Genomic DNA, 11,945 nt, shown 5'->3' on the forward strand with positions numbered 1-11,945 from the left:
TGAGCGAGACCATCAGATACCGCTTAACAATCAACGTAGAAGTTGATGGAAAGCTCGTCAGTGGTTCTGGCGTCATTCAAGTCAAGCAGTCCGACACCAGAGGTCTCTTCGGCTCCATGGGAGGCTTCGGCAACGAGGTTAGCGGCGAAGCTATTGTGGTTGATCTCGGCCCGCACGGTGTGCTTTTTGCGCTTCCGCATGGGCCGAAAGCTGGATACGGAGATTTGGGTGGTCCTGCATGGATGCTGTTTCATGCCTTTGCCGACTTGCTCAAGATTGAGACCGATCCCCTACCGCAAATGCGGCTATTGAGAGAGCATCATCCGCGTCGAGTGTTGGAGGTCGACGAAATTCCGATGTTGGTCAAATTTCGTGATCTTGATGACCCGAAGTCGGTTGAACAAATTGAACCCGGAAATCTAGCCGCAACATTCGGATCTGGGATTGCGCTCCGCGACGCAGTCATCGAGGTGACGGAGGCCCCATTGACTACGGGTATTGAAGTGAAGCTGCCGTGGCTCAAGACCATGAAAACTCATCTTGACGGCGATCAATATCATTCGCGAAGCACGCTTGCTAACGAGCTGAGTGCGCGCGATTTCCATCGAGACAACCTTTGAGCAAAATCGAGAGTAGCAGGCGTAATCCCAACTGTCCGCTTTGGGGTCACAAGCGTTCTCAGCGGCCCCACTTAATGAGGTTCACAACGGTTCAGAAACCGGCGCCGGCTCTCTGTTGTGCCCGATCAAGTTCTTTGCCGATCAAAATTTTGCAAGTCTCGACGCACACGGTCGATGACGCTGCCGTACTCCCGACCCTCGTTTTGCCTGAAGAGGCGAACGGTTGGATACCAGGGGCTGTCTTCGCGGTGGCGGAGCCAACGGTAGTCCGGCATAAAAGGTAGCAAAATCCAGGTCGGTTTCCCAAGGGCGGCCGAAAGGTGAGCAACGCTCGTATCAACAGTGATGACAAGATCAAGGCAAGAAATCAGAGCTGCCGTCTCGGCAAAATCAGTAAGATGCTGGGCGGGATCGAAGATATCGGTTCGAGCCAGCAGTTCAGCTCGGTCGTTCGGCCTGACGTCTTTCTGAAGACTGACAAAACTCACCTTGTCATCCAAAAGGCCCGTCAGCATACGAAATGGAATGGACCGATTGTGGTCGTTCAAATGTTCGGGATTACCTGACCAGACAAGCCCCACGCGTGATCGAGCACGCGGACCAAGCCGACTCTCCCAAGCTTGAACACGCTCTCGAGAGGGCGGCGGCAAATAGGACACGGCCGCCGGAACGGACTCCAGTCTGGTTCCAAAGATGAGCGGCAGGTTGCTGAGAGGGCAATGAAGATCGAAAGGGGGCAAGCGAGCCCCCGATGACCCCGGCAAGCATTCCGAGGCGCCCTCCATTTTTGAGAGTAGCGGCCACAATGCGTCCTGCACTATTAGAACGACGCGCGCACCACGGCCAGCAAGCAGCGGAATGTAGCGCACGAGCTGAATGGCATCCCCAAGACCCTCATCGGCGCAGACCAGTAACGTCTTCCCCGCAATGTCTCCGTCACCAAGCCATTTAGGTCCAGGAAGCGGCGGATACCCGTTCGGCAAGCCCGGAACGTCCCAACGCGCCTGCATCCCCTTCAGGCCACGTTTAAAATCGCCAGTGAGCATCTGAAGCAAAGCAAGATTCCAGACGGACCTCGAATGCTCGGAGAGAATGGCTGCCGATCGCTTGTAAGCAGTCATTGCTTCATCGACTCGCCCCAACTCGGCAAGTACGCTTGCCCGGCCGACAATGGTCTTTCCTGCATTGGGCTTGATCTTCAAGGACCGGTCGAAGAAAGACAAAGCCTCTTCCAAATGGCCCTGCGCTCGCAGCAGAGCACCAAGGTTGCCCAGCGTATCAGCGTTCTTGGGATCCAGTTGGACTGCGCGCCTGCAATCTGCCGTCGCCTCTTCGATCCTTCCGAGGCCGTTTAAGGTGAGTGCACGCGTGTGCAGAGCCTGCGAATTATCAGACCGCAAATTGACGCTATGATTCAAATATACGAGTGCTTCCGCAAGTTGACCCGCTCCATGCAGAAGATGACCTGCCTTATACGCAGCATCAGCATGCCCCGAATCAAGTTCGAACGCGCGACGAAAGCAGAGGAGAGCTTCGCTGTTTCTTCGCGCCTGGATCAGCGCGTCTCCCATCTGCCGCCAAAGCTCGGCATCGCTCGGCTTGAGCTGAATAGCCTTGTCAAAGACTCTCAAAGCCTCGTCCAGACGGCCAGCACTCGCAAGCGCATTGCCCAGCGTGGCCAAGTAGGCCGGCTGGGGGGCTTTCCGGATCGCACGGGAGGCCCAATCTACCGCTCTGTCTGCGCGGCCGGCGGCGGCGTCTACAACGGCCATGAGGTGCAGGTTTTCAGCGCTCTCCGCATCCAGCTTGAACGCTTCTTTGACGCGAGATTGAGCCTTCAGTACTTGACCACCACGCAAATGTTCGATCGCTTCGGCACGAAGTTCCTCAAGGCGCATCGCTGGAGGGTGATCTTTATCGAGCACCTCGGATTTCTTCTGGACGATTTGACGGTCAGAATGTGCCATTGCAACTCCACGAGTGGCTTGCACAATCTCTAGGTGATTCGCTGTTAACGAGTAATGGATCGCTACATCAGCCTAACGTATGCATAAAACGAGAGGCTGCCCTAGCAAACTTTCATGTCCGCCTATTCCATCGACTGCAAGCGGGACCTTTGGTTTGATGTTGGGCGAAGCGGGGCCTTGTTCGCAGGCTGCAATGCCCGCAATGGGTCAAAAGCAATAACGCTCTGCCGGGCAGAAGACTCCGCTCTTCCCTCAGGAGCCGACATTGCTTTTCCGAGTACGCGCCCTAGCGGCCCCGCCCCGTCCCCTCGTTCAGCAAGCACGCCACCTGGTGCCCGTCGCCGGCGTCCACCAGCGCCGGCCGCTCCGACTTGCAGCGTTCCATCGCGAACCGGCAGCGCGTGTGAAACGCACAGCCTGAAGGCGGATTGACCGGGCTCGGCACGTCGCCGTCGACCAGCGGAGCGAGCTTCTTCGCGAGCGGGTTGGCGACGGGCACCGAAGCGAGCAGGGCCTGCGTATAGGGATGGCGCGGGTTGCGGAACAGCTCGTCCTTGTCGGCGATCTCGACGATGCGGCCGAGATACATCACCGCGACGCGGTGGCTGATATGGGCGACCACGGCGAGGTCGTGAGCGATGAAGAGGTAGGAGAAGCCATGCTGGCGTTGCAGGTCGATCAGGAGGTTGATCACCTGCGCCTGGATCGAGACGTCGAGCGCGGAGACCGGCTCGTCGCAGACGATCAGGCGCGGCCCCAGCGCCAGGGCCCGTGCAATGCAGATGCGCTGGCGCTGGCCGCCGGAGAACTGATGCGGGAAGTTGCGCATCTGGTCGGGCCGCAGGCCCACCTGTTCGAACAGCTGTGCGACGCGCGCCTCCAGCGCCTTGCCGCTTGCAAGGCCATGCACGGCGATGGGTTCGCCGACGATGTCGCCCGCCGTCATGCGCGGATTGAGTGAGGCAAACGGGTCCTGGAACACGATCTGCATCGAACGCCGGTGCGGGCGCAGCGCCGTCTTCGACAGATGGGTGATGTCCTCGCCGTCGAGCCGGATCTGGCCCGAGGTCGGCTCGACCAGCCGCAGCACGCTCCGCGCCACCGTGGACTTGCCGCAGCCGGATTCGCCGACGAGGCCGAGCGTCTCGCCGGTGCCAAGCGCAAACGAGACGCCGTCGACCGCATGCACGGTGCCGACCTGTCTTCGCAACACGCCGGCGCGCACCGGGTAATGCTTCTTGAGGTCGGTGACTTCGAGCAGCGCTTCGGTCATGCCACCTCCGCGACGTCTTCCGCGCGCCAGCAGGCAGCGAGATGGCCGCCGCCCCAGTCGGCCAGCGGCGGATATTCGGCCTCGCAGCGTTTGATGGCGAGCTTGCAGCGCGGCGCGAAGGCGCAGCCCTTCGGCAGCCCCACCAGCGAGGGCACCGTGCCGGGGATCTCGTTCAGCCGCGCCTGCGCCGGGACACCGGATGCCGGGACGGCCGGGATCGAGGCCATCAACCCGCGCGTATAGGGATGCATTGGCGAGGCAAACAGCGCCTCGACGCTGGCCTCCTCGACCTTTCGCCCTGCATACATCACGATCACGCGCTGCGCCGTCTGCGCGACGACGCCGAGATCGTGTGTGATCAGCACGAGGCCGGTGCCGAGCTCGTTCTGAAGGTCGAGGATCAGCGCCAGGATCTGCGCCTGGATGGTGACGTCGAGCGCAGTGGTCGGCTCGTCCGCGATAAGCAGCGCCGGCCGACAGGCCAGCGCCATCGCGATCATCGCGCGCTGGCGCATGCCGCCGGACAGCTGATGCGGATATTCCCGCGCCCGCCGTGCCGGTTCGGGGATGCGCACCAGCCGCAGCATCTCGATCGCGATGTCATGGGCCTCCTTCGCCGTGATGCTCCGGTGCAACCGCACCGCCTCGACGATCTGGTCGCCGATTCGCATCACCGGATTGAGTGATGTCATCGGCTCCTGGAAGATCATGGAGATGCGGTTGCCCCTGACCGCGCGCATCTGCGCTTCATCCAGCGACAGCAGCTCGGTGCCCTCGAGCGTGACGGAACCACCTACGATGCGGCCGGGCGGATCGGGCACGAGCCGCATCAAGGACAGCGCTGTGACGCTCTTGCCGCAGCCGGATTCGCCGACGATCGCCAGCGTCTCGCCGCGTCTGACATTGAACGAGAGATCGTCGACGGCCTTGAACAGGCCGGAATTGGTGAAGAACACCGTCTTCAGGTTCCTGACGTCGAGCACGAGATCGGATGTGTCTGCCATCAGCCGCGCTGCCTCGGATCCAGGATGTCGCGCAGGGCGTCGCCGAACAGGTTGGCGCCGAATACGGCGAGGCTGATCGCGATGCCCGGGAAGATCACCAGCCACGGCGCGGTGCGGACATATTCGGCGGCGGATTCCGACAGCATGCGCCCCCATGACGGATAAGGCTCGGGAATGCCGAGGCCGAGGAAGGACAACGAGGCCTCGGTGAGGATGGTCGAGCCGAGCTGCGCGGTCGCCAGCACGATCAGCGGCGCCAGCGTGTTCGGCAGCACGTGGCGCAGCGCGATCCGCATCTCGCTCATGCCGATCGACTTGGCGGCTTCGACGAAGGGCTGCTCGCGCAGCGCCAGCGTATTGGCGCGGATGACGCGCGCGACCGTCGGGATCAGCGGGATGGCGATGGCGATGATCACATTGGGCAGCGAAGGGCCGAGCGCCGCCGTCATCACCAGGGCCAGCACCAGAAGTGGCAGCGCCTGGAGAACGTCGGAGACGCGCTGGAAGACGAGATCGACCCAGCCCGAGAGATATCCGCAGGTGAGGCCGACGATGACGCCGATCGTGCCGCCGAGCGCGGTCGAGCCGAGCCCGACCGCGAGCGAGATCCGCGCGCCGTGGATGATGCGGCTGAACACGTCGCGGCCGAAGGAATCGGTGCCCATCCAGTGCGCGAGGCTCGGGCGGGCCAGTGCGCGGGCGGAATCGACCGTCAGCGGATCGTAGCGCGCGATGAAGTCGGCGAAGATCGCGGTCAGCACGAACACCGTTATGATGACGAGGCCGGCCGCGCCCAGCACATGCCGCTGCGCCATGAACAGCACGCGCCGCCAGCCGCCGGTCGCATATGCGCCGGCCCGCCTCAGTTCAACGTCGAAGTCGATCGCGGCCATGTGAGCTCTATCTTCCCCCTCTCCCCGCTTGCGGGGAGAGGGTTGGGGTGAGGGGGGCTCTCTCCACGGGGGAGGTGAGAGTTGGACTCGCGGAGACTCCCCCTCACCCGAATTCGCGCTTCGCGCAAATTCGACCTCTCCCCGCAAGCGGGGAGAGGTGAAGGAACGCGCGAGCCCGGCGCGGACGACAATCATGCGGCTAATCCGTGTATCTGATGCGCGGGTCGAACACCGCGTAGAGCATGTCGACGGTGAAATTCGCGAACACCACCACGACCGCGATGAGCATCACGAGATTCTGCACGATCGGATAGTCGCGCCAGCGGATCGCCTCGACCAGGAAGCGCGCGACGCCGGGAATGTTGAACACGGTCTCGGTAACGATCAGGCCGCCGATCAGGAACGCCGCCTCGATGCCGATCACGGTGATGACGGGCAAGATCGCGTTCTTCAGCGCGTGATGATAGTTCACCGCCGCTTCGGAGGCGCCCTTGGCGCGGGCGGTGCGGATATAGTCCTGCCGCAGCACCTCCAGCATCGAGGATCGGGTGATGCGCATGGTCAGCGCTGCGCTGCGGAAGCCAACCGCGGCCGCGGGCACGGCATAGGTCGCGAACGCTTCGAGCCAGGTCTGCGGATTCGGATTGAAGATCGGCATCTGGCCGAACATCGCCACCGATGCGGTGAGGATCAAAAGTCCGAGCCAGAACGAGGGCAGCGACAATCCGCTGAGGCTGACGACGCGAAGTGCGTAATCGAGCTTCGTGCCCTGCTTCACCGCGCTGATGACGCCGAGCGGAATGCCGATCGATGCCGAGAACAGGAGCGCAAAGCCCGCAAGGCGTGCCGTGATCGGAATCCGCGGCAGGATCTCCTGCAGCGCCGGCTTCTCCGAGACGTAGGAGAAGCCGAAATCGCCGCGCAGGAACCCGCTGATCCAGTGCCAATATTGCACGATCAGCGGCCGGTCGATGCCGAGCTCCTTCTCCAGATTGGCCTTGTCGGCGGGATCGACATAGCCGGCGGCGGCGAACAGGATATCGACGATGTTGCCGGGCACGATGCGCAGCAGGAAGAAGATGACGATCGAGATCCCGAACAGGGTCACGAACATCAGGAACAGGCGCCGCACCAGATAGGCAAACATGCACAGCCTCCCGTCGAACCCGTCAGCCGCGCGCGGCCTGCGCTACTTGTCTAACCACACATCCTCGTAGCGATAGCCGTTGTAGGAGCTGTTGGTCATGACGGTGATGCCCTTGACGTAGGGCTGCCAGCAGCTGCCCATGCGGCTGTGGAAGATGATGGGCCGTGCGACGTCCTCCTGCAACTTCTTGTCGATGTCCCAGACCAGCTTCCTGCGCTTCTCGACATTGGTCTCCTGCGACTGCACATCGAACAGCTTTTCGATCTCCTTGTTGCAGTAATTGGTGTAGTTGCGCTCCGAGCCGCAGGAATAGTTCTCGTAGAACGACTGGTCGGGGTCATCCACCGCGTTGCCGGTGAGGTTGAGCCCGATCATGTAGTCCTTGCGCGCGACCTTCGGGAACCAGTTCGCGGTCTCGACCACGTCGAGCTCGCCGTCGATGTAGATGGTCTTGAGCTGGTCGATCAGGATCACCGCGGGATCGCGATAGATCGGGATGTTGCGCGTGGAGACCTTCACGGCGAGATGCTTGTCCGGCCCGTAGCCGGCCTTCTGCATCAGCTTCTTCGCCTCCTCGCGGTTGGCCTTCACGTCGGGGCCATAGCCCGGAATGGTCTCCAGCATCTCCTTCGGCATGCCCCACAGGCCGTTCGGCGGCGGCAGCATGGTGCCGCCAATGTCGCCCTGGCCCTCGAACATGATCGAGATGAAAGCCTTGCGGTCGAGCGCCATCGCCATGGCGCGGCGGATGTCGACATTGTCGAACGGGGGCGAAGACGAGTTGACGATGATGTTCGTCGACACGTTCGTCGGCGCGATCTCGCAGATCGCGTTCGGCGCCTGCGACTTGACGTCCTTCACCAGCGGGATCGTCACCTCCGTCGGAAAGGCCATGTCGAACTTGCCGGCCACGAAGGCGAGGATCGCGGTCGAGCGGTTCGGGATGATGGTGAATTCGATGCCGTCGAGATGGGGCCGGCCCTTGCGCCAATAGTCGGGATTGCGGGTCAGCTTGATGGACTCATTGGCCTTGAACTCGACGAACTTGAACGGGCCGGTGCCGATCGGATGGGTGCGCATCTCCGCCGGCGAGACGTGGCAGGGATAGACCGGCGTGTAGCCCGAGCCGAGCAGTGCCAGCAGCGAGGGCTGCGGCCGCTTCAGATTGAAGGAGACCTCGGAGTCGCCGTTGGTCGAGATGTCGACGACCTGATCGTACCAGGACTTGCGCGGGTTCTGCCGGAACTTCTGCTGCGCCTTGCCCATCAGCATGTCGAAGGTGCATTTGACGTCGGCCGAGGTGAACGGCTTGCCGTCGTGCCATTTCACGCCTTGGCGCAGCTTGAAAGTCAGCGTCTTGTTGTCGTTCACCCAGGCCCAGCTCTCGGCGAGCTCGGGGACGATGCTGTCCATGCTGTTCTGAGCCACGTCCTGCTTGTAGATGACGAGGTTGTTGAACACCGGCATGAAGGGAACGTTGAGGGAGTAGGTCGCACCTTCGTGGATCGAAGCATTGCCGGGACTGTCGCGGTGATACATCCGCAGGACGCCGCCCTGCTTGGGCTCGCCGGCGAGCGTGGAGGTTGAGGCCGTCAGCACAGATAGCGCCGCCATTGCGGCGAGCGCCCACACGCTCCGCATGCTCATCCTCCCTGGACAACGGCCTTTTGCGGCCTGTTTGTCAGACGATAGCGAGGCGCGTGCAGCGAGGCAACCCGCAAGGCCGTTCATTCTCTTGGCAATTTGGATGATGTAAGGCCGCACACTGTGAGAGTGCAGGTGCGAACGGTTCCTGCGCGGGTGTTGGTCTCGACTGCCGCAACAAACTCCACCGTCGTCCCGGACAAGCGCGCCTTAAGCGCGCGCAGATCCGGGATCCATAACCACAGCACGTGGTTTGACGAAGGCTCGGAGTTGCCAGTTCGCGCCGGAACTCCTTCCTGGGAATATGGGTCCCGGGTCTGCGCCTACGCTTGCCCGGGACGACAGCAGAGTTTGTGGCGCCTGCCTGTGCGCGCTATCCAGCACGACCCTCACACGATCCGGGACGACTTGTTCCCCCAATACCGATCCCGCAGCAGCCGCTTGTACAACTTCCCTGTCGGCAGCCGCGGCAATTCCTTCTCGAAATCGACCGAGCGCGGCACCTTCTGCCGCGACAGCGATTTGGCGCAGAACGCGATCAGCTCTTCGGCGAGGGCCGGCCCCGGCACTACGCCGGGCATCGGCTGCACCACCGCCTTCACCTCCTCGCCGAGATCGGCATTGGGCACGCCGAACACGGCGGCATCCGCCACCTTCGGGTGGGTGATGAGCAGGTTCTCGCATTCCTGCGGATAGATATTCACCCCGCCGGAGATGATCATGAAGGTCGCGCGGTCGGTCAGGTACAGGAATCGGTCGGCGTCGACATAGCCGACGTCGCCGACCGTGCTCATGCTGCCGTCGGCCGAGCGCGCCTCTTTGGTCTTCTCCGGATCGTTGAAATATTCGAACGGCGTTGCCGTCTTGAACCAGACCTGACCCGGTGTGCCGGTCGGGCATTCCCGCATGTTCTCATCCAGGATGTGGAGATCGCCGAGCAGCACCTTGCCGACCGTGCCGCGATGGGCGAGCCATTCCTCGCTGTTGCAGGCGGTGAAGCCGAGGCCTTCGGTCGCGCCGTAATATTCGTGGATGATCGGTCCCCACCATTTGATCATGTCGTCCTTGACCAGGGCCGGGCAGGGCGCAGCGGCGTGGATCGCGATCTCCAGCGAGGAAAGGTCGTAGCGGCCACGCACCTCCTCCGGCAACTTCAGCATGCGCGAGAACATCGTCGGCACCAGCTGGGTGTGGGTGATGCCCCATTGCTCGACGAGCTGGAGGTAACGCTCGGCATCGAAACTCTCCATGATGATCACGGTGCCGCCCATGCGGATCGTGAGGTTCACGGCAGCCTGCGGGGCGGAGTGATAGAGCGGTGCGGGCGACAGATAGACCATCCCTTCCCGGTAGTGCCAAAGCTTCGTCAGAAAATCGAACAGCGGCAGACTGTGCCTCGGCGGCTCTTCCGGCAGGGGCCGCAAGATGCCCTTCGGCCGTCCCGTCGTGCCGGACGAATAGAGCATGGCGGTACCGAGCCACTCGTCGGCGATCGGCGTCCTGGGCAGCTCGGCAGTCACCTCCGCAAGTCCGACGATACGTTCGCTCTCACCCGGGCCATCGGCGACGATGCAGAGCTTAACGTCGGGGCAGGCCTTGATCGCCTCGCGCGCGATGTCGAGCTTGGCCATGGACGTGATCAGGATCTTCGACTGGCTGTTGACGAGGAGATAGGCGAGCTCGCCCGGCGTCAGGAAGGAGTTGATGCAGGTGTAGTAGAGCCCGGCGCGTTCACCCGCGCCGCAGGCTTCCAGGTAGCGCGAATTGTTCTCCATGAAGATCGAGTAGTGATCGAGCCGCCTCAAGCCGTGCCTGCGGAATAGATGCGCCAGCCGACTGCTGCGTGCCTCGAGCTCGCGATAGGTGACGGTCTCGCCCGTTGCCGCCATGATGAAGGCGGGCTGGAGCGGGCGCAGGCGGGCATGCGTACCAGTATACATCGATCCTCCGGCTTTCGATCAGGCGGCAAGAAGCAGGATTTCGCGCACGTCGGCGGGGCCATCGATCTTGCGTGGGTTGCGCGGAATCCAGTTCGTACGCATCGCCTGCTCGGCGATGGCGTCGAAATGCTGCGGCGACACCCGCACGTCAGCGAGGCTGCGCGGCATGCCGAGCGAGCGGATGAAGGCATCGAGCACATCGGCGGCGTCGTGGCCGGGATAGCCCATGGCGGCCGCGACGATCATCTGGCGCTCGGCATTGTCGCGCGCGTTCCATCGCATCACCGCCGGCAGCATGATGCACGAGGTGTAGCCATGCGGTACGTCGAAGGCCGCGCCCAGGACGTAGCCGATGCCATGGCTCGCGCCCATCGGCACGCCGGCTGCGAGCGCGCCCATCGACAGCCAGGTGCCGATCTGCGCGTCCATCCGCGCATCGAGGTCGGCAGGATCGGCCTTCACCCGCGGCAGCGCGTCGGCGAGCATGGCAAGCCCCTTCACCGATTGCGCGTCGGCATAGGGATGCGTCTCACGCGAGCAGATTGCCTCGACGCAATGATCGACGGCGCGGATGCCGGTGGACAGGAACAGCCATTCCGGCGTGTGCACGGTGATGGCGGGGTCGAGGATGGTCGCGCGCGGCACGATGAGCGGATGCCGCAGCATCTGCTTCACATGCTTACTGCGCTCGGTGACGCCGGCGGTCGCGCTGAACTCGCCGCCGGCGATGGTGGTCGGCACGCTGATCTGCCGCACGGTCGGTGCATTCATCTTGGGCGCGACACCCTTGTGCACGCGGATGCGCTCGATGCCTTCGATATCACCGATGTCGTTGGCGAGGCAGAGCTGCACCGCCTTGGCGCCGTCGGTGATCGAGCCGCCGCCCACGGTGACGATGAGGTCGGCGTCCGCCTCGCGCGCCGCCTCTGTCGCCGCGATCACCGCCTCACGCGGCGTATGCGCCGGCATGGCGTCGAACAGGCCGGCACAGCGCTCGCCGAGCGCCTGCGTGATCTTCGCAATTTCGTCGGTCTGCCGGTTCAGCGTGCCCGAAACCATCAGGAACGCGCGGCGCGTTCCCAACCGGTCCATCTGCGCGACGATGGCGCCGGCTGCGGGATGGCCGAACACGACCTCCTCGATCGCGCCGAAAACGACACGTCCCTGGTGCACGCCTGTCCTCCCGGACTATTCGTCTTGTTATTGTAGGGGTAATCTAGCCGAGCCTGCTGTCCCCGTCATGCGCGAAGACGCTGGCCGCTTTGCACTCTCCAAGGGGAGGGTGGCGAGTGTTCTCTTCGTGAACGATCGCACACCCACCTGCGACCATCTGTACCTGTCAACCCGCCATCCGGTCAGGGCCTCCGGCTCGGCATTGCACGCGCATTGGTCTTGAAGAGTTCAACATTGCCGCCCATCTTGTTTCGCCCGCGGGCAGGCGGTTACCCTGCATTTGC

9 protein-coding genes are annotated in these 11,945 nt (G+C 62.9%); 1 reads left to right on the forward strand and 8 read right to left on the reverse strand.

Features of this window, described 5'->3' with window-relative positions:
* Positions 1–116: 116 nt before the first annotated feature.
* Positions 117–620 (forward strand): hypothetical protein, encoded by a 504-nt coding sequence (locus IVB23_RS22575; protein ID WP_247800088.1) that lies wholly within the window; start codon positions 117–119, stop codon positions 618–620.
* 125 nt (positions 621–745) lie between these two features.
* Here the strand turns inward: IVB23_RS22575 and IVB23_RS22580 are convergent, their stop codons facing one another.
* From IVB23_RS22580 to IVB23_RS22615, 8 genes are all read right to left on the reverse strand, one after another.
* Positions 746–2,587, reverse strand: coding sequence for a tetratricopeptide repeat-containing glycosyltransferase family protein (locus tag IVB23_RS22580; RefSeq protein WP_247800089.1), 1,842 nt, complete (start codon positions 2,585–2,587; stop codon positions 746–748).
* Positions 2,588–2,873: 286 nt separating this feature from the next.
* A complete protein-coding gene (locus IVB23_RS22585) occupies positions 2,874–3,860 on the reverse strand; it encodes a dipeptide ABC transporter ATP-binding protein (RefSeq protein ID WP_247800090.1) in 987 nt (328 codons plus the stop codon).
* A complete protein-coding gene (locus tag IVB23_RS22590; protein WP_061879771.1) occupies positions 3,857–4,864 on the reverse strand; it encodes an ABC transporter ATP-binding protein in 1,008 nt (335 codons plus the stop codon). The genes IVB23_RS22585 and IVB23_RS22590 overlap by 4 nt, the downstream gene beginning before the upstream one ends.
* The gene (locus IVB23_RS22595) at positions 4,864–5,757 is read right to left on the reverse strand and encodes an ABC transporter permease (protein ID WP_035673039.1); all 894 of its coding nucleotides are present in this window, start codon (positions 5,755–5,757) and stop codon (positions 4,864–4,866) included. The genes IVB23_RS22590 and IVB23_RS22595 overlap by 1 nt, the downstream gene beginning before the upstream one ends.
* A gap of 199 nt (positions 5,758–5,956) precedes the next feature.
* Positions 5,957–6,904 carry an ABC transporter permease gene (locus IVB23_RS22600; RefSeq protein WP_247800091.1) on the reverse strand — a complete coding sequence of 316 codons (948 nt, stop codon included), beginning with the start codon at positions 6,902–6,904 and terminating at the stop codon, positions 5,957–5,959.
* A gap of 42 nt (positions 6,905–6,946) precedes the next feature.
* The gene (locus IVB23_RS22605) at positions 6,947–8,545 is read right to left on the reverse strand and encodes an ABC transporter substrate-binding protein (RefSeq protein ID WP_197968667.1); all 1,599 of its coding nucleotides are present in this window, start codon (positions 8,543–8,545) and stop codon (positions 6,947–6,949) included.
* Between the two features lie 392 nt (positions 8,546–8,937).
* Positions 8,938–10,488: an AMP-binding protein gene (locus IVB23_RS22610; protein WP_197968668.1), complete on the reverse strand. Its 1,551-nt coding sequence runs from the start codon at positions 10,486–10,488 to the stop codon at positions 8,938–8,940.
* A gap of 18 nt (positions 10,489–10,506) precedes the next feature.
* Positions 10,507–11,661, reverse strand: coding sequence for an iron-containing alcohol dehydrogenase (locus tag IVB23_RS22615; RefSeq protein ID WP_061879768.1), 1,155 nt, complete (start codon positions 11,659–11,661; stop codon positions 10,507–10,509).
* Between the last annotated feature and the right edge of the window lie 284 nt (positions 11,662–11,945).

The sequence above is a fragment of the Bradyrhizobium sp. 191 genome, assembly GCF_023100985.1.
Lineage (GTDB): Bacteria > Pseudomonadota > Alphaproteobacteria > Rhizobiales > Xanthobacteraceae > Bradyrhizobium > Bradyrhizobium diversitatis.